This is a genomic window from Pseudomonas sp. 05L36, assembly GCF_056398125.1.
In genome coordinates this window covers 57033-78721 of record NZ_JBFTOU010000016.1, presented here as the reverse complement: position 1 = coordinate 78721, position 21689 = coordinate 57033, and the positions used below count along the sequence as shown (strand labels likewise).

The 21689-nt window shown below is 61.2% G+C and carries 17 protein-coding genes and 3 tRNA genes; all 20 read right to left on the bottom strand.

Translation table 11 applies throughout. The annotated features are described in order from the left end of the window. Nucleotides 1–540: a (2Fe-2S)-binding protein gene (locus AC1DKH_RS17960; protein ID WP_007982256.1), complete on the bottom strand. Its 540-nt coding sequence runs from the start codon at nt 538–540 to the stop codon at nt 1–3. Next, nucleotides 533–3364, bottom strand: coding sequence for a xanthine dehydrogenase family protein molybdopterin-binding subunit (locus AC1DKH_RS17955; protein WP_477798802.1), 2832 nt, complete (start codon nt 3362–3364; stop codon nt 533–535). The genes AC1DKH_RS17960 and AC1DKH_RS17955 overlap by 8 nt, the downstream gene beginning before the upstream one ends. Nucleotides 3365–3823: 459 nt before the next feature. After that, nucleotides 3824–3900, bottom strand: a tRNA-Asp gene (locus AC1DKH_RS17950). A 92-nt stretch (nt 3901–3992) separates the two neighbouring features. Further along, nucleotides 3993–4069 (bottom strand) — tRNA-Asp (locus AC1DKH_RS17945). A 53-nt stretch (nt 4070–4122) separates the two neighbouring features. Next, nucleotides 4123–4198 (bottom strand) — tRNA-Val (locus AC1DKH_RS17940). A gap of 245 nt (nt 4199–4443) precedes the next feature. Further along, nucleotides 4444–5220, bottom strand: a complete 777-nt coding sequence (locus tag AC1DKH_RS17935) for an SDR family oxidoreductase (RefSeq protein ID WP_477754002.1) — start codon at nt 5218–5220, stop codon at nt 4444–4446. Further along, nucleotides 5217–6428 (bottom strand): O-succinylhomoserine sulfhydrylase, encoded by a 1212-nt coding sequence (locus AC1DKH_RS17930; RefSeq protein WP_477798801.1) that lies wholly within the window; start codon nt 6426–6428, stop codon nt 5217–5219. The genes AC1DKH_RS17935 and AC1DKH_RS17930 overlap by 4 nt, the downstream gene beginning before the upstream one ends. Before the next feature lie 195 nt (nt 6429–6623). Beyond that, the gene (gene purF / locus AC1DKH_RS17925; RefSeq protein ID WP_020795479.1) at nt 6624–8129 is read right to left on the bottom strand and encodes an amidophosphoribosyltransferase; all 1506 of its coding nucleotides are present in this window, start codon (nt 8127–8129) and stop codon (nt 6624–6626) included. Nucleotides 8130–8170: 41 nt separating this feature from the next. Continuing rightward, nucleotides 8171–8731 (bottom strand): CvpA family protein, encoded by a 561-nt coding sequence (locus AC1DKH_RS17920; RefSeq protein ID WP_477754000.1) that lies wholly within the window; start codon nt 8729–8731, stop codon nt 8171–8173. 98 nt (nt 8732–8829) lie between these two features. Further along, nucleotides 8830–9498, bottom strand: coding sequence for an SPOR domain-containing protein (locus tag AC1DKH_RS17915; protein ID WP_477798800.1), 669 nt, complete (start codon nt 9496–9498; stop codon nt 8830–8832). Continuing rightward, nucleotides 9482–10789: a bifunctional tetrahydrofolate synthase/dihydrofolate synthase gene (gene folC, locus AC1DKH_RS17910; protein WP_477798799.1), complete on the bottom strand. Its 1308-nt coding sequence runs from the start codon at nt 10787–10789 to the stop codon at nt 9482–9484. Before folC ends, AC1DKH_RS17915 begins: the two co-directional genes overlap by 17 nt. Next, nucleotides 10786–11706, bottom strand: a complete 921-nt coding sequence (gene accD, locus AC1DKH_RS17905) for an acetyl-CoA carboxylase, carboxyltransferase subunit beta (protein WP_477753997.1) — start codon at nt 11704–11706, stop codon at nt 10786–10788. Before accD ends, folC begins: the two co-directional genes overlap by 4 nt. Before the next feature lie 217 nt (nt 11707–11923). Continuing rightward, entirely contained in the window at nt 11924–12550 is a 627-nt protein-coding gene (locus tag AC1DKH_RS17900; RefSeq protein WP_477753996.1) for a phosphoribosylanthranilate isomerase, read from the bottom strand. A 63-nt stretch (nt 12551–12613) separates the two neighbouring features. Further along, complete coding sequence (truA, locus tag AC1DKH_RS17895; protein WP_095943676.1) at nt 12614–13438, bottom strand: tRNA pseudouridine(38-40) synthase TruA; 825 nt, start codon at nt 13436–13438, stop codon at nt 12614–12616. A gap of 282 nt (nt 13439–13720) precedes the next feature. After that, nucleotides 13721–16306 carry a motility hub landmark protein FimV gene (locus AC1DKH_RS17890; protein WP_477798798.1) on the bottom strand — a complete coding sequence of 862 codons (2586 nt, stop codon included), beginning with the start codon at nt 16304–16306 and terminating at the stop codon, nt 13721–13723. 203 nt (nt 16307–16509) lie between these two features. Next, entirely contained in the window at nt 16510–17520 is a 1011-nt protein-coding gene (locus AC1DKH_RS17885) for an aspartate-semialdehyde dehydrogenase (protein ID WP_477798797.1), read from the bottom strand. Between the two features lie 286 nt (nt 17521–17806). Next, on the bottom strand, nt 17807–18919 hold the full coding sequence (asd, locus tag AC1DKH_RS17880) for an aspartate-semialdehyde dehydrogenase (protein ID WP_007975660.1): 1113 nt from the start codon (nt 18917–18919) through the stop codon (nt 17807–17809). A 66-nt stretch (nt 18920–18985) separates the two neighbouring features. Next, nucleotides 18986–20068, bottom strand: a complete 1083-nt coding sequence (gene leuB, locus AC1DKH_RS17875; protein WP_007997553.1) for a 3-isopropylmalate dehydrogenase — start codon at nt 20066–20068, stop codon at nt 18986–18988. A 51-nt stretch (nt 20069–20119) separates the two neighbouring features. Continuing rightward, nucleotides 20120–20887 carry a class I SAM-dependent methyltransferase gene (locus tag AC1DKH_RS17870; RefSeq protein WP_477798796.1) on the bottom strand — a complete coding sequence of 256 codons (768 nt, stop codon included), beginning with the start codon at nt 20885–20887 and terminating at the stop codon, nt 20120–20122. Between the two features lie 147 nt (nt 20888–21034). Further along, nucleotides 21035–21679 carry a 3-isopropylmalate dehydratase small subunit gene (gene leuD, locus AC1DKH_RS17865; RefSeq protein WP_477798795.1) on the bottom strand — a complete coding sequence of 215 codons (645 nt, stop codon included), beginning with the start codon at nt 21677–21679 and terminating at the stop codon, nt 21035–21037. Nucleotides 21680–21689: the final 10 nt, after the last annotated feature.

The following is a 21689-nucleotide window of genomic DNA, read 5'->3' as shown; positions in this document are numbered from 1 at the left end:
TTAACCCTCCTTGACCAGGCCGAGATCGGTCAGCACGTTGCGCGTGGCGCTGTAGTAGCGCACGTACCCGGTGCAACGGCAGATGTGATGACCGAGGCTGTCCTCGATGACTTTTTCCAGCTGGCTTTTGACGATGGGCTGACGCTGCAGCTTTTCCACCAGCACGGTCGCGGCATTCACGAAGCCCGGCGCGCAGTAGCTGCACTGGAAGGCGAATTCGTCGACGAAGCGCTGCTGGATCGGGTTCAGCTCGGTGACCTTGCCCTGCTCGTCGCGGGTCGCATGGCCTTCGATGGTCCGAACCTTCTTGCCTTCGAAATAGTGTGCGCCAGTGATGCAGGTGCGCACTTCTTCGCTGGTGCCGTCGGGGTTGTCGACGATCACCACGCAGGCGTGGCAGATGCCCTGGCCGCAGCCCAGGCGCGAACCGGTGAGGTTCTTGTATTCGTGCAGGTAGTCGATCATCGGCAGGTCATCAGGGATGTCCACCGGGCCGACGGATTGACCGTTGAGGGTCAGTTGAAGCGGACGGTTAGCCATTGAGGGCCTCCTTGATGCGTGCAGAAGTGATAGGCAGGTCGCGGACACGTTTACCGATGGCATGGGCCACGGCGTTACCGATGGCACCGACCACCGGGATCATCACCACTTCGGCGATGCCCTTGGACGGGTCGCTCGGCGACAATGGCGGCAAGATGTCCGCCGTCTGTTTCCACACCGCGACGTGACGCGCCATCGGCAGGCGGTAACGGTTGAAGTTCCAGTCACCCTCCCCCGGCCCGCCTTCGTACAAAGGCATTTCTTCCATCAACGCGTGGCCGATGCCCATGGCGATCCCGCCTTCGAGCTGGCCCCTGACCAGTTCGTCCACCAGCACCCGACCGCACTCGACCCACGAGTGATGATTGAGCACCGACACTTCGTTCGAACCCTTGTTGACCTTCACTTCCACCAGCGTCGCCACCGGGCTGTAGTAAGTCACCGCCGCGTTGTTCAACTGGGTTGCCGGGTAGGCGATGTTCTGCCGATCCAGCAGATGGAAACCGGCGCTGTTCATCTGCGCCTTCTTCGCCTTCGGTGCACCGTCGCCGTACTTCACGGCCAGGCCATCGAGCGGCAAGCGCTCACGTACGCCGTCGATGCTGAACTCGGCCTCGGCCCAGCTCCAGCGGTTGAAACCGTGCACGGTGGCGCCGCTCACCAGGCCACGTTCGTGAACGCGCTTGGCGAGCATGGCGAATGGCAGTGGCTCCATGCCGTTGGCGGTGAGCTTGCCGTCGACCCAATGGGCGTCTTCGCGGCGCACCACGTAAGGGTTGGCCTGGCCGCCATAAGGGCCTTGTCGCCAAATCTCCAGCGCCGCCGGCCACAGCCCGTGGTTGAACAGCACGCGCGCCGCTTCGCGGGTGGCGTGGCTGAAGTAGTACGCCGAGTTGGTGGCCGACGAAGCCGAAGCGACCTTGCCGACCCAGCGTGGATTGCGCAGGAAATTGTCCTGCTCGGCCTGGCTCATGATGTACGGGTTGCCGCCACTGATCAGCTGCAACTCTTTCCATTCGGTTTCGCCAGTCTTCACTTCGTGCGCAGGGAGACCAAGGAAGTCGGCCACGACCATGGCCTGGGAGGTGGACATGCCGGTGCCGATTTCGATACCGATGTGGCGCAGGCTGATGCGACCTTCGGCAGTGAATTCAATGCTGGCCATCGGCGCTTCGGAACCGGTACCGAAGTCTTTCTGGCAGATGGCGAAACCCACCCCGTACCAGCTGTCCGGATCGGCGGCTTCGCGCTGCTTCTTGATCGCGTCGCGGTTTTTCCAGGTGTCGTGGACCGCCGCCTTGTCGAGAATCTCGTGCAGGCGCAAGGCACCGGCCGGGATCGCACCCTGGGTGTTTTTCATGCCCGAGCGCAATGCGTTCTTGCGACGCAGCTCAATGGCATCGACACCGAGGCGACCGGCGATTTCATCGACCATCATCTCGGTCGCCGCCATGCTTTGCAGGGTGCCGTAGCCGCGCATCGACCCGGCTTCAACGGCGCGGGAGTGATAGGCCGTGACCTGCAGATCGTTCTGCGGCATGTAGTAAATCGACTGGGCTGCCGTGGCGCCTACCGCAGCCACCGACGGGCTGTAGTTGATTCGCCCGCCACCGTCGACGCTCATTTCAGCGCGGAAAATTTTGAAGCTGTGGTCGGTCTTGTCCACCGCCAATTGATAGCGAATGTCGAACGGGTGCCGCTTGATGCCGCTCTGGAACTGCTCGTAGCGGTCGTTGGCCAGGCGCACCGGTACACCGGCGCCGTACAACGCTGCTAGAGCTGCGTAGTAGACGAAAATGTTGTGGTCTTTGGAGCCGTAACCGACGGTATAACCCGGGTGCATGTTCAGGTTGGCCAGACCGAAACGCGACGGCGCGATCATCTTCGCGGTCTCGGTCGCGGCTTCCAGCGGGCATTGGGTAGCGACGACGAAATGCAGGGTCTTGGTGGCCGGGTCGTACCAGCCGTTGCCGTTGTCCGGCTCCAGGGCGGCCGGCTCGATCGACGGCGTCTTGTAGCGCTCGTCGAACACCAGCCAGTTGTCCGGCGGCGTATCGATCTGCTGCTTCATACGGTCGGCGTAGAACAACCCGCGCTCGGTCAGGTTGCCGTGCAGGTTCGGCTGGGAGTTCCACACCGGACGCCGGTTTTTCAGCATCGGGAACAGGATCGAATCCTTGAGGCTGGCGAACTCGTCTTCGTCGGCCGAGGTCGCACCGCCGACGCGTACGTAGCGGAAGCTGCCGTAAGGATCGCCTTCGTAGAACGGCGCTATATCGCCGTAGCGGATTGCCTTGTCATTGAATTTGAGCTTGTTCTTGGCCTGACGGAAACGCTCGAAGTCGTTCCAGATCAGGATCGCCACCGGGTGACCGATGAACATTGGCACCTTGCCGGCCGGCAGCAGTGGGTCCGGGGCGTGCTCCTCTGGGAACACGATGCCGTCCTTGACCAGGTCTTCGGCGGTGACGATGCGGTCCGGCTGCAACTCGGCACCGAGCCATGAAAGGTCCAGACCCGCGTAGATGCGGTCCGCCTTGATGGTTTTGAGCAGCATGGCGTGGCCTTGCTGCTGCGGCCAGCCCGGCATGTCCTTGGCGCGGATGTCGCGGGCAAAGACTTTGCTGCCGCAGACCTTGGACAAGGCATCGTTACGGGCGCGCGCCTTGCCGTTGTTGCCGAGCCACTGCTCGGACGGCACGGTCACGCTGTTTTCCATCAAGGCGGCCAGCGCCTGGCTGCTCAATGGCGTGAGCGTCACGCTCACGCCCGCTACCAGCCCGCCCTGAAGGAACGAGCGCCGGGATATATCACGGTTGGACATGGATCATCCTCTGGGCGGTTATGGGGTCCGCCCTTCTGGTTATCTACTGGAAAATCTCGAGTCTTGCAGAAGCCCTTTTCGACGATGCAAAGGGCTGTGTTGACAGTGCAAAGCTGACCGAAAGGTTAAGTTTATAGACTTATGACCTTACGGAAAACCAAAAACTGACCGACAAATCAAAAAAATGCGACTATTCAACGCAGCACGTTAACAGTAGCCATGAATCTCGGTAGCGCGAGGTCAGAGGCGCCGCTGAACGACGGCGTCGTCAGCTCCAATCGGCCACTCATGCAAAGGGGCATGCAGAAAGGTCCGTTTGGAAAAAGGCGAGAGGAGAAAAACCTGAATTTCAGACACAAAAAACCCCGGTCTTTCGACCAGGGTCTTTGCTATCGACTCGAAGTAAACCAACGGCTTTCTTCGTAGCTCCAAGGCGTTCAGTGGGCCTCGGGGCAGATATGGCGCAGCGGACGGGACTCGAACCCGCGACCCCCGGCGTGACAGGCCGGTATTCTAACCGACTGAACTACCGCTGCGTATCGCTTTGAGCAGATGCCCAAGTAACTCGTCTGATTGAAAACTCAGTAGCTTTTCAATCTCGAGCCAGGCATGCCCGACTCGGAAAATATGGCGCAGCGGACGGGACTCGAACCCGCGACCCCCGGCGTGACAGGCCGGTATTCTAACCGACTGAACTACCGCTGCGCGTCGGTGGAGGCATTTCAGCCTACCTCTTGCTTTCGCAAGTATCTCGGGAGTGGTGGGTGATGACGGGATCGAACCGCCGACATTCTGCTTGTAAGGCAGACGCTCTCCCAGCTGAGCTAATCACCCGTTTGCATCTCCGAGGCCGCGAAATTTACGCAGGTAGCGAACCTAAGTCAATAGCAGGATTGAAGTTTTTCTGAAAAAGACAAAATCATTTCATTCCGGCCAATGTCGGCAACCATCAGTCCGCCATCGCGAGCAAGCTCGCTCCCACAGTTAAAAGCATGCTCTCTCCCTCTGTGGGAGCGAGCTTGCTCGCGATGAGGGCAGCACATTCAACATCAAATGCTGAAGACCGCACCCTGCCCCCATCACTCGCTGTAAATCATCTTCTTGGTCATGCCGCCATCGACCACGAATTCCTGGCCGGTGACAAACCCGGCATTTCTCGACAGCAGCCAGGCCACCATCGCCGCGACATCCTCGACCGTCCCTACCCTGCCCGCCGGATGCTGGGCATGATCGGCTTCGGTCAAGGGTTCGGCACGCCGCACCGAAGGATCGCGCGCGTCGATCCAGCCAGGGCTGACGGCATTGACCCGGATCTCCGGGCCAAGACTGATTGCAAGTGCATGGGTCAGAGCCAACAAACCACCCTTGCTCGCCGCATAGGCCTCTGTGTCGGGTTCCGACTGCCCGGCGCGGGTCGAGGCCAGATTGACGATGGCACCGCCATGAGCGCGCAGGTACGGCGCACAGTGCTTGGCCAGCAACATCGGCCCGCTGAGGTTCACCGCCAACACCCGATTCCAGTGAGCCAGATCGAGGCTTTCCAGGGTGATGTTATGCGGATCGGCAACCGCGGCATTGCAGACCAGCGCATCCAGGCGCCCGAACTGGCCGAGCACCTCGGCCACCCCCAGCGCGACCTGCCCTTCATTCGAGACATCCATGGCGATGAACCAGGCGTTGTCACCCAGCACTTTCGCCACTTTCGAGCCGCGCTCGCGGTCCAGATCCGTCAGCACGACTTGCCAGCCTTCGCTGAGCAGCCAGGCCGAGATCCCCAGGCCAATGCCCCGCGCAGCACCGGTCACCAGCGCTACGCGGCCATTTGAGCCTGCGATCGGCGCAGACAAGTCGATCACAACGCAGCCAAGCCGCGCGCCAGATCGGCTTGCAGGTCCGCCACGTCTTCCAGACCGACCGCAATGCGGATCAGGCTGTCACGAATACCCGCCGCTTCACGCTCCTGCGGCGCCAGGCGGCCATGGGACGTGGTGCTCGGATGGGTGATGGTGGTTTTGCTGTCGCCCAGGTTGGCGGTGATCGAAATCAGGCGCGTGGCATCGATAAAGCGCCAGGCGCCCTCTTTGCCGCCCTTCACCTCAAAACTGACGACCGCACCAAAACCCTTCTGCTGGCGCAGCGCCAGTTCGTGCTGCGGATGGCTCTTGAGGCCGGCGTAATGGACTTTCTCGATGCCTGCCTGCTGCTCCAGCCACTCGGCCAGTTGCTGGGCGTTGGCGCAATGGGCCTTCATCCGCAGGTTCAGGGTTTCCAGGCCCTTGAGGAAGATCCACGCATTGAACGGGCTCAGGGTCGGGCCGGCGGTACGCAGGAAACCCACCACTTCCTTCATCTGCTCGCTGCGACCGGCAACCACGCCGCCCATGCAACGGCCTTGGCCGTCGATGAACTTGGTGGCCGAGTGCACGACGATGTCCGCGCCCATCTTCAGCGGCTGCTGCAAGGCCGGGGTGCAGAAGCAGTTGTCGACCACCAGCATCGCGCCTTTGGCGTGGGCGATTTTCGACAGTTCGGCGATATCTACCAATTCGGCCAGCGGATTGGACGGCGACTCGACGAACAGCAATTTGGTGTTGGATTTGATCGCTGCATCCCAACCGGACAAGTCCGCCAGGGCCACGTAATCGACTTCGATACCGAAACGCTTGAAGTACTTCTCGAACAGGCTGATGGTCGAGCCGAATACGCTGCGCGACACCAGCACATGATCACCGGCGCTGCACAGGCTCATCACCACGGCCATGATGGCCGCCATGCCGGTGGCGGTCGCCACGGCCTGCTCGGCGCTTTCCAGCGCGGCGATGCGCTCTTCGAACGCGCGCACGGTCGGGTTGGTGTAGCGCGAATAAACATTGCCCGGCACTTCGCCAGCGAAGCGCGCAGCGGCGTCGGCGGCGGTACGGAACACGTAGCTGGAGGTGAAGAACATCGGATCACCGTGTTCGCCTTCCGGCGTACGGTGCTGACCGGCGCGTACGGCCAGGGTATCGAACGCTACACCTTCGAGGTCGCTGTCCAGCCGACCGGCATCCCATTCCTGACTCATGCTGTCACTCCTTGCCTTATTCGATAGTAGGTACGAAACCGGCCTTGAGGAGAGACGCCTTTTGTAGGAGCTGGCTTGTGTAGGAGCTGGATTGCCAGCGAAGGCGGTATCACAGGCAACGGTGATGTTGAATGTGACGCCCTCTTCGCTGGCAAGCCAGCTCCTACAGCCAGCTCCTACAGGGCCGGTGTTAAATCAGTTGTTGTACAGATCGATGATCGCACTGACTGCCTGCGTCTTGACCTTGGAGGCATCGTTGCGTGCCTGCTCGATCTTGTTCAGGTAAGCCTCGTCGACGTCGCCGGTGACGTACTGGCCATCGAACACCGCGCAATCGAACTTGTCGATCTTGATCTTGCCGCCACCGACCGCTTCGATCAAGTCAGGCAAGTCCTGATAGATCAACCAGTCAGCGCCGATCAGGTCTGCTACGTCCTGGGTCGAACGGTTATGCGCGATCAGTTCGTGGGCGCTCGGCATGTCGATGCCATAGACGTTCGGGAAACGCACCGCTGGCGCTGCGGAGCAGAAGTAGACGTTCTTGGCGCCTGCTTCGCGAGCCATCTGGATGATCTGCTTGCAGGTGGTGCCGCGAACGATGGAGTCGTCCACCAGCATCACGTTCTTGCCGCGGAATTCCAGCTCGATGGCATTGAGCTTCTGGCGTACGGATTTTTTCCGCGCGGCCTGACCCGGCATGATGAAGGTCCGGCCGATGTAGCGGTTCTTCACGAAGCCTTCGCGGAACTTGACGCCCAGGTGGTTCGCCAGCTCCAGGGCCGCGGTGCGGCTGGTGTCCGGGATCGGGATGACCACGTCGATATCGTGATCCGGACGCTCGCGCAGGATCTTCTCGGCGAGCTTCTCGCCCATGCGCAGGCGGGCCTTGTAGACCGAGACGCCGTCGATGATCGAATCCGGACGCGCCAGGTACACATGTTCGAAAATGCACGGAGTCAACGACGGGTTGGTCGCGCACTGACGGGTGTGCAGCTTGCCGTCCTCAGTGATGTAGACCGCTTCGCCCGGTGCCAGGTCGCGAATCAGGGTGAAGCCGAGCACGTCCAGGGAAACGCTTTCGGAGGCGATCATGTACTCGACACCTTCGTCGGTGTGACGCTGGCCGAACACGATCGGGCGGATGCCGTGCGGGTCGCGGAAACCGACGATGCCGTAGCCGGTCACCATCGCCACGACAGCGTAGCCACCGACACAACGGTTGTGCACGTCAGTCACGGCGGCGAACACGTCTTCTTCGGTTGGCTGCAACTTGCCGCGCTGGGCCAGTTCGTGCGCGAACACGTTGAGCAGCACTTCCGAATCGGAGCTGGTGTTGACGTGGCGCAGGTCAGATTCGTAAATCTCCTTGGCCAGTTGCTCAACGTTGGTCAGGTTACCGTTGTGCGCCAGGGTGATGCCGTAAGGCGAGTTGACGTAAAACGGTTGAGCTTCGGCCGAGGTCGAGCTGCCCGCGGTCGGGTAGCGCACATGGCCAATACCCATGTGACCGACCAGACGCTGCATGTGACGCTGATGGAACACGTCACGCACCAGGCCGTTGTCCTTGCGCAGGAATAACCGGCCATCATGGCTGGTAACGATACCGGCAGCGTCCTGGCCGCGGTGCTGGAGGACGGTTAGCGCGTCATACAGCGCCTGATTGACGTTCGACTTACCGACGATACCGACGATGCCACACATGCGACGCAACCCCTACTTAATGGATCTGAACTGAACACAACTCACTGAGGCGTTTTGGCCATCGGCAAGAGGTGCTCCTTGAACGGAATATCAGCGGGTACGCTGATTCCGCTGGCAAGCCACTGACTGCTCCACCCGAGGATCAGGTTTTTGGACCAGTCGGCGACCAATAAAAATTTTGGCACGAGCTGTGACTCTTTCCACCACCCGTCCTGCTGTACCGGCCCCAGGCTCAACAGCCCGACGGCGATAACCACCAGCAACCCGCCACGCGCGGCGCCGAAGGCCATGCCGAGGAATCGGTCGGTCCCGGAGAGCCCGGTGACGCGAACCAGTTCGCCGATAAGATAATTGATCATTGCGCCTACGATTAAAGTGGCGACAAACATGATTCCACAGCCCGTGATTATACGAGCCGATGGCGTTTGAATGTACCCGCCGAGGTACTCGGACAGTGAGCCACCGAACATCCAGGCAACGACTCCTGCGATGATCCAGGTCAGCAGCGACAATGCTTCTTTGACGAAGCCGCGGCTCAGACTGATCAATGCGGAGATGGCGACGATTGCAACGATCGCCCAGTCAACCCAGGTAAATGGCACAGTGCAGCCTACAGACGGATAAGGCGGCGCATTTTAGCAGAGCCCGTGCTTATCGGTAAGCTGCGATTGTCTGTGCGTTTCATATCGGGGCGATAGTTTTAGCCACGTTCTGGCTGAAAGCGCACGACAAACCCCTTGAGGTTCTGCTGGCGGTTCAGCAAGTCACGCAGCCGGTCGGCTTCGGCACGCTCGATCAGCGGCCCGACAAACACCCGGTTTTTGCCGTCGGCGGTACGAATGTAGGCGTTGTAACCCTGGCTGCGCAGGGTTTTCTGAAGCTTTTCCGCGCTTTCACGACTCGACAGGCTGGCCAGTTGCACCGACCAACTGACAGACAAGCCATTGGCATCGACACGGCTTTGCGTGGTGTCCGGTTTGCCCGGTGCCGCCGTGATCGGCTGGGCAGGCGCTGTCGCAGGCTTGGCCGCCAAAGCCGGGACCGGTGCGGGCGCAGCCGGTTTGGCCGCTGGCGCTGGAGCCGCATGCGCTGGAACCACCGGCGCAGCTGGCACCGCCGATTCCTGCTGGGCGATTTCCTCATCGCTCGGCACAGGCTCCTGAGGCAAGGCTTGCGGCTCGGGCACCACCACGGGCTCGACCTGTACCTGGGGCATCACAGGCGCCTGCGGAGCCGCAGGCGCTTCGACTGTCACCCGGCGCTGTTCGTCCTGGCGGGAAAACAGCATCGGCAGAAAAATCACCGCCAGCGCGACCAACACCAGGGCGCCAACCATGCGCTGCTTGTATGCCTTATCCAGCAATGCCATTCGCCGCGTCCTCCGTGGAGCGCCGGGCCAGCCATTCAAGGGCCTCGGCGACACAATAAAATGATCCGAACAACAGGATTTCGTCGTTGCTCGTGGCCTGCGCGCACTGCCCTTCCAGGGCGGCCGCTACACTTTCGTAGGGCGTGACCGACGCACCAAGACCTTGCAACGCATCGTGCAAATCCGCAACCGGACGCGCCCGAGGCGAATCCAGAGGTGCTACTGCCCAGTGCTGGACACTAGCATTCAATTCGCCGACAACACCATCCAGATCCTTGTCCGCCAGCAGACCGAACACCGCCAGACGCTTGCCGACCGGCGGACGACTGGCCAAGCGACGCGCCAGATACTCCGCCGCATGCGGGTTATGCCCCACATCCAGCAATAGATTCAAGCGCTTGCCTTGCCACTCGAACTCACGGCGATCCAGACGACCAACCACCTTCGTTGCCCGCAGCGCCTCGATAATCTGCGCATCCACCCAAGGCAAGCCGAGCAGCAGGTACGCCTGCAACGCCAGCGCAGCGTTTTCCATCGGCAGATCGAGCAGTGGCAGGTCGCGCAGTTCAACCGCACGCCCTTGCGCATCGACACCACGCCACTGCCAGTTGTGATCGGTGACGCCGAGATCAAAATCGCGCCCACGCAGGAAAAACGGGCATTTGAGCTCGCGCGCCTTGTCCAGCAACGGTTGTGGAGGATTCAGATCGCCGCAGAGCGCAGGCGCGCCCTGACGGAAAATACCGGCCTTCTCGAAGGCCACGGACTCACGGGTATCACCGAGGTAATCCGCATGATCGACACCAATACTGGTGACCAGCGCCACGTCGGCGTCCACCACGTTGACCGTGTCCAACCGACCGCCCAGACCGACTTCCAGCACCACCGCATCGAGCCCTGAGCGCTGGAACAGCCAGAACGCCGCCAGGGTGCCCATTTCGAAGTATGTCAGGGAAGTATCAGCGCGCCCGGCCTCTACCGCAGCAAAGGCCTCGCACAGCTCGGCGTCCGTGGCTTCGACACCATTGAGCTGCACCCGCTCGTTGTAACGCAGCAGGTGTGGGGAGTTGTAAACCCCCACGCTCAAGCCCTGGGCTCGCAGCAAGGACGCCACGAACGCACAGGTGGAACCCTTGCCGTTGGTCCCGGTGACCGTAATCACCCGAGGCGCCGGCTTGCCCAGTCCCATGCGGGACGCTACCTGCTGCGACCGCTCCAGGCCCATGTCGATGGCCGAAGGGTGCAACTGCTCGAGGTAGGCGAGCCATTCGCCAAGGGTACGTTCGATCATAGGCTGGCTGGCACCGGCGGAACCACGATCGGCTCGATGGGTGCAGCAACGAACGTCGGCGTCGGCAGCCCCATCATTTGCGCCAACAGATTGCCCAGACGCGGACGCAGCTCCTGACGATCGATGATCATGTCGATGGCACCGTGCTCCAGCAGGAACTCGCTGCGCTGGAAGCCTTCCGGCAGTTTTTCACGCACGGTTTGCTCGATCACACGCGGACCGGCAAAACCGATCAACGCCTTCGGCTCACCGACAATCACGTCGCCCAGCATCGCCAGACTGGCGGAAACGCCGCCGTAGACCGGATCGGTCAGCACAGAGATGAACGGGATGCCTTCTTCACGCAGACGCGCCAGCACCGCAGAGGTCTTGGCCATTTGCATCAGGGAAATCAGCGCTTCCTGCATCCGCGCACCGCCGGAAGCGGCGAAGCAGATCATCGGGCAACGTTTTTCCAGGGCGTAGTTGGCGGCACGAACGAAACGTTCACCGACGATGGCGCCCATCGAACCGCCCATGAAGGAAAACTCGAACGCCGAAACCACGACCGGCATGCCCAGCAAAGTGCCGCTCATGGAAACCAGCGCGTCTTTTTCGCCGGTCTGCTTTTGTGCAGCGGTCAGGCGGTCCTTGTACTTCTTGCCGTCGCGGAATTTCAGACGGTCAACCGGTTCCAGGTCTGCACCCAGCTCGGTACGGCCTTCAACGTCGAGGAAGATGTCGATACGGGCGCGGGCGCCGATACGCATGTGATGATTGCACTTGGGGCAAACGTCCAGGGTCTTTTCCAATTCCGGGCGATAAAGCACAGCCTCGCAAGACGGGCATTTGTGCCAAAGACCTTCAGGCACCGAGCTCTTCTTGACCTCGGAACGCATGATCGAAGGGATCAGTTTGTCTACTAACCAGTTGCTCATGCTTTCTTTCTCCAGTACCGGCGGCCCGAACGCTCTGGTTCGCGGCCCCGTGTATGCCCTAGCGCTAAATTCATGTGTGCGGCGACGGTCGATGGACTGCCACGGTCAGCGCGAAACATGACCTGCGTGCAACCACAAACCCTCGGATCTGCCTGCTGTGTGCAGTGCATCCGCTTTTTACAGTGCAGTGGACGGCGGCAGTCTGCCAGCCGTCACATCAACAGGTGCTACCGCGTACCGCTTTGATAAATGCCTGAATCTTTGCGTGATCCTTGATGCCCTTGCTCGCCTCTACCCCGCCGCTGACATCCACGGCGTAAGGTCGAACGCGCGCAACCGCTTCGGCGACGTTGCCCGGCGTCAGACCGCCCGCCAGAATGATCGGCTTGCTCAGGCCTTGCGGTATCAGTGACCAGTCAAATGCCTCACCGGTTCCTCCGGGAACGCCTTCGACATAGGTATCGAGCAAGATGCCGCTGGCACTGGCATAGGCATCACAGGCCGCGGCGATGTCATCACCCGCCTTGACCCGCAGCGCCTTGATGTACGGGCGATGCCAACCTTCGCACTCGGCCGCGCTTTCATCGCCGTGAAATTGCAGCAGGTCCAGGGGCACCGCGTCGAGAATTTCACCCAATTCGCAACGGCTCGCATTGACGAACAAGCCCACGGTGGTCACGAACGGCGGCAGCGCCTTGATGATCGAGCGCGCCTGCTGGAACGTCACCGCGCGAGGGCTTTTGGCGTAGAACACGAATCCGATGGCATCCGCCCCGGCCTCGACGGCTGCCAACGCATCTTCCATGCGGGTAATCCCACAGATCTTGCTGCGAACGGCTGACATGTCGACACAACTCCAAGACAAATCCGGGAAAGTCCCGGATGGTAACAAAAGCATTCGAGGGCGTCAGCCGCCAAGTTCCGAGAAACCGGTCAGGAAGTGTGGACCGATGTAACGCTCGGGCAACTGGAACTCGTCACGGTACTCGACCTGCACCAGATACAACCCGAACGGATGCGCCGTCACGCCACCGGTCCGCCGAATCCGGCTCTCCAGCACCTCTTTCATCCACTCCACCGGACGCTCTCCGGCGCCGATGGTCATCAGCACGCCGGCAATGTTGCGCACCATGTGATGCAGGAAGGCGCTGGCACGAATATCCAGCACGATCATCTTGCCGTGACGGGTGACGCGCAGATGATGCAGTTCCTTGATCGGTGACTTGGCCTGGCACTGGCCGGCGCGAAACGCGCTGAAATCATGGGTGCCGAGCAGGTACTGGGCGGCCTCGGCCATGCGCTCGACGTCCAGCGGACGGTGGTTCCAGGTCACTTCTTCGTTAAGGTGCGCCGGGCGGATCTGATCGTTGTAGATCACGTAGCGATAACGCCGGGCGATGGCCTTGAACCGTGCATGGAAATGCGCCGGCATGACCTTGGCCCAACTGACACTGACGTCGTGGGGCAAGTTGATGTTGGCGCCCATGGTCCAGGCCTTCATCGAACGCTCGACCTGGGTGTCGAAATGCACCACCTGTCCGCAGGCATGCACCCCGGCGTCGGTACGCCCGGCGCACATCAGCGAAACGGGTGAGTCGGCGACTTTGGACAAGGCGTTTTCGAGGGTTTCCTGCACGGTCAGCACCCCGGACGCCTGGCGCTGCCAGCCGCGGTAGCGCGAGCCTTTGTATTCGACGCCCAGCGCGATCCGGAAAAAGCCGTCGGCTGCCATTTCGGCGACCGGGTTATCTATATTTGCCAAGGAGGGACAGCCTGCTGATGTACCAAAGGCGGGCATTATAAGGCCGCCGGGCGGGGATGCCAGAGGGATCTCCTTTGACTGTTCCGGCCCTTTCGCGGGCAAGCCCGCTCCTACAGGGTTCTATGGGCGACATAAATCACTGTAGGAGCGGGCTTGCCCGCGAAGAGGCCCGAGCAAACAACGTCAATTCATCGGCCAAACAAAAACGGCAGCCTCAATGGGCTGCCGCTTTTCTTACAACATACCGATCACTCAAGCCAGGCGCGAAAGCATTTCCTCGGCTTCGCTCTTCTGCTCGACACTGCCTTCGCTCACCACCTCATTGAGAATGTCGCGAGCGCCATCGCTGTCGCCCATGTCGATATAGGCCTGAGCCAGATCGAGCTTGGTAGCGGCTTCGTCAGTGCCCGAGAGGAAGTCGAAGTCATCATCGTCGCCCAGCGCGGCATCTGCTTCGGTGAAGGTCGGCTCGCCGATGCTGCTGGACAGGCTCTCCAGCTCGGCGTTGACATCATCCAGCTCAGCCGCGAACGCATCCGGTGCGTCCATTTCGTCGGCCAGCGACAGATCGAAATCGGCCGGCAATTCCAGGTCATCCAGCGCGACCTCAGGAACAGCCGGGGTTTCAGCGACCGGAAAATCCTTCACGCCTTCGTCCAGATCCAGCAGGAAATCGTCTTCAGCCAGTATCGCCGGCGACGGTTGCGCACCGAGATCCAGGTCGAGATCGAAGTCCGACAGGTCGTCGAGGTTTTCCTTGATTTCAGTCTGTTGCTGCAACACCGACTCAAAACTCAGATCGTCATCCAGCGGGAACTCGTCCAGGTCCGCCAGCGCCGTCACTTCAGGCTCCGGCGCAGGTGCAGGCGCCACAGGCGTGATCGCGTCCAGATCATCCAGGCTCAGGTCGAAGGCGCTGTCGAGGTCATCCTCGAACGGCGCTGGCACCGGCTCTGGCGCCGCTGCTTGCGGCTCATCGAGCAACAGGTCCTTGACGTATTGCGCATCCAGCTCGGCAGCAACGGCGGCTGCGGCGATGCCACCGGCAGCCACCAGCGCCATGGCCGGGAAGCGGCTTTTGAGCTTTTCAACCTGGGCGAAGTTGTCGCCATTGGCCACCAACTGACGCTCCTGGCCGACGAACGCATCGCGGTCGCCTTGCTGGCCGTAGACTTCCATCAGTTTCAAGCGCAAGTCGCTGCGCTTCGGCTCTTGCTTGACGCCGTCCTCCAGCAACGCGGCAGCCTGGTTCAGGCGACCGGCATTGATGTGCGACTGAGCCTGGCCCAGCACATCGTCGGAACGCTCGGCAGCCGGCGCCACCAATGGCGCGGCGATCGGCGTGGTCATCACGACCGGGGCAACCACCGGCGCTGGCGCGGGAGCAGGCGTCGGGGCAGTCGCCAGCTTCACGCTCGGCGATGGAACTTCCAGGCCTTCGAAGCTGGTGTCCGGCAAGTCGAAATCGGCCGAGAACGGCTGTTCTTCAGCCAAGGCACGGGCCATGCGCATATGCTTTTCGGCTTCTTGCCGGGCTTTGCGGCGGCGCGCCAGCAACAGCAGCAAGAGCAGCAGAACCACCGCACCGCCACCCACCAGGCCCAGCAGCACCGGATTGCTCAGCAACTCATTGAATTTCTGATCGTCGGATGCTGCCGCAGTTGCCTCTGGCGCGGTGACCACTGCTGCAGCTTCAGCCGCAGCAGGCGCAGCAGGCGCTGCCGGGTTGGCAGCCAGCTCGGCCGACATCGCCGGAGCTGTCGCAGCCGCTGGCGCACCCGCAGCGCCCTCGGTTTGCAACTTGGCCAGTTGATTGTTCTTCAACTCGATCAGGCGCTGCAGCTTGTCCACCTGGCTTTGCAGGTCGGTCATGCGACTTTTCAGTTCGGCGTTATCACGACGACTGGTATCGAGGCTTTCCTGGGTCATCGCCAGCTTGTTGCTGAGGGCCGTGGCATCTCCAGCGGCCCCTTTGCCATGGTTCTTGCCGGACTCGGCAGAAACCAGGCTCAGTTTGTCGGTGGCCGCTTGAGCGGGCGCACCATCGGTGCGAGCGCGATTGGTAGCGTCGAGCTGTTGCTGCCCTGCCCCGGGTTTGGCCACGTAGCGACGCCCCTGGCGCCATGCGGTGTTCTGTGCAGCCACTTCGGCAATGGCCTTGGCTTGCGGCAGGCCCGCGCTCTGCACCTGGTCCGGCAGGCGCAGCACCTGGCCGGTTTTCAAGCGGTTGATATTGCCGTCAATGAAGGCGTCCGGGTTCAGCGCCTGGATGGCGAGCATGGTTTGCTGGATCGAACCGCCATTACGCGCCTTCGCGGCGATTTCCCACAGGGTATCGCGCGGTGTGGTGGTGTATTGGGACGCTTTGGTCGCACCGGTGACGGGCGCGGCAACCGTTGACGTTGGTTGCGCAGCCGCTTCAGCGGTTTGCGGCGAGAATTTGGACGGATCGAGCAATACACTGTAGTCGCGCAGCAAACGACCGTTCGGCCACATGACCTGAACCAGGAACTTCACCATGGGTTCGGAGAGTGGCTTGCTGGAGGTCACGCGCAGGATGCTTTTGCCGCTGGCGTTAAGCACCGGGGTGAAGGTCAAGTCGTTGAGAAACGCCTGGCGGTCGACACCGGCCTTGGCGAAATCGTCTGGTGAGGCCAGGCTCGGCACCACTTCGGCGGCGGTGAGATCCTTGACATCGAGCAGCTCGATTTCCGCTACCAGCGGCTGGTTGAGCGTCGATTTCAGGGTCAACTCCCCGAGCCCGAGGGCATGCGCCATACCGGAGGACAGCGCCGAGGCGGCCGCTATTGCTAACACCAGTTTGCGAACTTGAACCATTAGCTCATCCTTAGTTGAACATTCCTCGGCCAGCGAGAAGTATTGATAGCCGCTGCCGTAAGGCATTGCGCGCAACGGCGAGGGTCGTCGCGCGCGGTCATTTCATTGATGCCCGGCAAAGCCCCGCAGAGTGGCTCGCCTTCAGCACTCCGGCAAGCATAGGCTCGCGCGGAATCATTCGACAAATTGTTGCAAAGTATCTTTTACAGCAGGTCTTTAAGCAACAACTCGGCCAGCTGCACAGCGTTGAGCGCTGCGCCTTTGCGTACGTTATCTGACGTCAGCCACAGATTAAGTTCCGACGGGTCGTCGATACCCAGGCGAACCCGACCGACGTAGACCACATCCTGCCCTACCGCATCGCCCACCGGGGTCGGGTAATCGCCGGCTTCCACCAGCTCGATGCCGGCTGCGTCCTCCAGGGCCACATTGATTTTCGCCAGGTCGATTTCATTCGCGGACTGCAGGGTCACGCTATAGCTATCGCCAAAAAACACCGGGGCTTGAATGCAAGTGACGGAAATCTTCAATGCAGGCAGCGCCATGACCTGGCGCAGTTCACGCACCAGGCGTTTTTCCAGCAATGTATGACCTTGCTCATCCGGTTTGCCGACCTGGGCCAACAGGTTGAAGGCCATCTGCCGATCAAAGAATTTCGGCTCCAGCGGCCGCACATTCAGCAGTTCGGCGGTTTGCCGGGCGAGCTCGCTCACGGCTTCGCGGCCCTGGGCCGATACCGCCAGGCTGGCGGTCAGGCTGATGCGCTGCAAATCGAGCAAATCCATCAGCGGCGCGAGCACTACCGCCAGCGTGGTGGCCGACGGACTTGGACTGCTGACCTGAAACGGTTTTTTCAAGCCGGCCAACACCTGAGCGTTGGCCTCAGGCACGACCTGCGGCGCCTTTTCGGCCGGCAAGGCGCCGGAGAGATCGATCACCGAGCATCCGGCATCGATCGCGCGGGAAGCAAAACTCAACGAAACCGCCGGGCCGGCCACGAAAAACCCAAGCTGTACCTTGCTGAAGTCGAACTCATCGACTTCCCGCACCCGTACGTTCTTGCCGCGAAACGGTACGGAACTGCCGGCCGATTCGCTGCTGGCCAACAGATGAAGGGTGCCGATCGGGAAATCGCGCTCTTCGAGAATCTGCACGAGCGTTTCGCCGACAGTACCGGTGGCGCCGATCACGGCAATATCAATGGACTGGCTCATGGGTTTTACCTCTGGCGAAACGGGGGGAGCGGCACTTTACCGGGTGGGTGGCATGCAGGCAATTCTGTGGTGCCTGACCTGCCCCCATCGCGAGCAAGCTCGCTCCCACAGGGATTGATGGTGTACACAAAATATCTATTCAACTCCAACTCACTGTGGGAGCGAGCTTGCTCCGGGCGGCGCTCCGACGATGGCGCCCGTTCAGACAGCAGATCACCCAAAGCAGATAACCATAAAAAAACCCGCACCTCTCTCAAGGCACGGGTTCTTTCATTGCATCAACCGATCAACGTTCGAGCAGGATCCGCAGCATGCGGCGCAGCGGTTCGGCCGCGCCCCACAGCAACTGGTCGCCAACAGTGAACGCGCCGACGAACTGCGAACCCATGTTCAGCTTGCGCAGACGGCCAACCGGGATGTTCAGGGTGCCGGTGACCTTGTTCGGGCTCAGCTCCTGAATGCTGGTCTCACGGCTGTTCGGTACCAGCTTGACCCAAGGGTTGTGCTGGCTGATCAGCCCTTCGATATCAGCGATCGGCACGTCTTTGTTCAGCTTGATGGTCAGCGCCTGGCTGTGGCAGCGCATGGCGCCAATGCGTACGCAGATGCCATCGACCGGGATCGGGCTCTTGAAGCGACCGAGGATCTTGTTGGTCTCGGCCTGGGCCTTCCACTCTTCGCGGCTCTGGCCGTTCGGCAGTTCCTTGTCGATCCACGGGATCAGGCTGCCGGCCAGCGGTACGCCGAAGTTTTCGGTCGGGTACGCGTCGCTGCGCATGGCTTCGGCAACACGACGGTCGATGTCGAGGATCGCGCTGGCCGGATCGGCCAGTTGATCGGCAACAGCGGCGTGGGTCGCGCCCATCTGCTTGATCAGTTCACGCATGTTCTGCGCGCCGGCACCGGAGGCCGCCTGATAGGTCATGGCGCTCATCCACTCCACCAGACCGGCTTCGAACAGGCCACCCAGACCCATCAGCATCAGGCTGACGGTGCAGTTGCCGCCGATGTAGTTCTTGGTGCCCGCGTCCAGCTGCTGGTCGATCACCTTGCGGTTGACCGGGTCCAGAACGATCACCGCGTCATCCTGCATGCGCAGGCTGGAAGCGGCGTCGATCCAGTAACCCTGCCAGCCGGCTTCACGCAGCTTGGGGAAGACTTCGCTGGTGTAGTCGCCACCCTGGCAGGTCAGAATCACGTCGAGGGTTTTCAGCTCTTCAATGCTGTAAGCGTCCTTGAGCGGAGCAATGTCCTTGCCCACGGACGGGCCTTGGCCACCGACATTGGAAGTGGTGAAAAACACCGGCTCGATAAGATCGAAATCCTGCTCTTCCAGCATCCGCTGCATGAGCACGGAACCGACCATACCGCGCCAACCGATCAGACCTACACGTTTCATCGCAACTACACCTTCTTGAAATGTGGGCCGCTGCCTTGTCTTGAATTTGGCAGCGGGCCCGAGAGATTACAGATTCCGCAGCGCGGCGACTACTGCGTCACCCATTTCCTGCGTACCGACTTTAGTGCAACCTGCCGACCAGATGTCGCCGGTGCGCAAGCCCTGATCCAGCACCAGGCTGACGGCTTTCTCGATGGCATCGGCCGCGGCCTGCTGGTTGAAGCTGTAACGCAGCATCATCGACACCGACAAAATGGTCGCCAACGGGTTGGCGATGCCCTTGCCCGCGATGTCCGGCGCCGAACCGTGGCACGGCTCGTACATGCCTTTGTTGTTGGTGTCCAGGGACGCCGACGGCAGCATGCCGATGGAACCGGTGAGCATCGAGGCCTGGTCGGACAGGATGTCGCCGAACATGTTGTCGGTGACGATCACGTCGAACTGCTTCGGTGCGCGCACCAGCTGCATCGCGGCGTTGTCGACGTACATGTGGCTCAGTTCGACTTCAGGATAATCCTTGGCCACTTGTTCGACCACTTCACGCCACAGCTGGCTGGAGGCCAGTACGTTGGCCTTGTCCACCGAGCACAGCTTCTTGCCACGGACCATGGCCATGTCGAAACCGACACGGGCGATACGACGAATTTCGCTTTCGCTGTACGGCAGGGTGTCATAGGACTGACGCTCGCCGTTTTCCAGGGTACGGGTACCGCGTGGCGCGCCGAAGTAGATGCCGCCGGTCAGCTCACGGACGATCAGGATGTCCAGGCCGGCCACGATTTCCGGCTTCAGGCTGGAAGCCTCGGCCAGTTGCGGGTACAGGATCGCCGGGCGCAGGTTGCCGAACAGGCCCAGTTGCGCACGGATTTTCAGCAGGCCGCGCTCAGGGCGGATGTCACGTTCGATGGCATCCCATTTCGGGCCGCCAACGGCACCCAGCAACACGGCGTCGGCCGCGCGGGCACGCTCCAGGGTCTCGTCGGCCAGCGGCACGCCGTGCTTGTCGATGGCAGCGCCGCCGATCACGTCGTGGCTCAGCTCGAAGCCCAGGGCGAACTTGTCGCTGGCCAGCTCCAGCACCTTGACCGCTTCGGCCATGATTTCCGGGCCAATACCGTCACCTGGGAGAATCAGAATCTGCTTGCTCATGCGTTCCTCATGTCATCAGTCGGTGCGCCCATGGACGCACCCGGAAAAATTCTATCGCTCAGCCATCAGCACCAATACATCGGTACTGAACGAACCATCGGCCTCAATCTCGAAATATTCGCGTACTTCGTTGCCCATCGACTGCTGCAACGCGCGGATCGCCGCGCGCATCACTTCAGGTGTGCGCATGCGCTCGACCCAGCTGTCGTACTCCAGACGCAGGCGCTGACGAGTGGTACTGCGCGTGTGCAGCCCCGCCTCGCTGACCTGGCGCAACCACTCGCCAGCGGAATAATCGCGCACATGGCTGGTGTCGCGCAGCACTTCGACGCTTTGCAGGTAAGTGTCGAACAGCGGGCTACCCGGTGACAATACGTCGACGAACGCCGCTACACCGCCCGGTTTCAACACCCGGCGCACTTCCCGCAACGCCACGCCGAGATCGCTCCAATGGTGCGCCGAATAACGGCTGAAGACGAAATCGAATTCGCCATCGGCGAACGGCAGGCGCTCGGCGGCACCGTTGACCGTGGACACGTTGCTCAAACCACGATCGACAGCGGCAGCGGTCACCACGTCGAGCATCTGCTGCGACAGGTCGTAGGCCACCACTTCTTTCACCAATGAGGCTACGTGAAAACTCACGTGACCGGCGCCGCAGCCCAGATCCAGGACCCTGGCATCACCCTGCCCGGCCAGCTCGGCCTGTAGCAGCGCGAATTCAGTGCCTTGAGCGTGTACGGCGCTGCTCAGGTAGGCCGAGGCCTGTTCACCGAATTGCTTCTGGACTACTTGGGTGTGTCGGGCGGTGCTGGTCATGGGGACTTCCTTTTTTGGGGTGAGTCTTGGGGTGTCTGGGCGGGCCTCTTCGCTGGCAAGCCAGCTCCTACAGGGGAATGCGTTTCAACTGTAGGAGCTGGCTTGCCAGCGAAGGGGCCGGCCCTGACTACATCAATCTCGGATCAATCAAGCGTCACGAAACAACCAAGGCTGGCTCGCCCGGTGCTTGGCTTCAAACACCGCAATCGCATCGCCGTCCTGCAAGGTCAGGCCGATATCGTCCAGGCCGTTGAGCAGGCAATGCTTGCGGAAGGCATCGATTTCGAAGCTCAACACCTTGCCGTCAGGGCGGGTCACGGTCTGGGCTTGCAGATCGACCTGCAATTGATAGCCCGGATTGGCCTCGACCTGCTGGAACAGCTCATCGACTTCAGCATCGCTCAAGATGATCGGCAGCAAGCCGTTCTTGAAGCTGTTGTTGAAGAAGATGTCGGCATAGCTCGGCGCGATGATGCTGCGGAAACCGTACTCTTCCAGCGCCCACGGCGCGTGTTCACGGCTGGAGCCGCAACCGAAGTTCTCGCGGGCCAGCAACACGCTGGCGCCCTGATAACGTTCGGCATTGAGGACGAAGTCCTTGTTCAGCGGACGCCTGGAGTTGTCCTGATAAGGCTGGCCCACATCCAGGTAACGCCATTCATCGAACAGGTTCGGGCCAAAACCCGTGCGCTTGATCGACTTCAAGAACTGCTTCGGGATGATCTGGTCGGTGTCGACGTTGGCACGATCCAAAGGCGCGACAAGACCAGTGTGCTGGGTAAAAGCTTTCATGCTGCGCTCC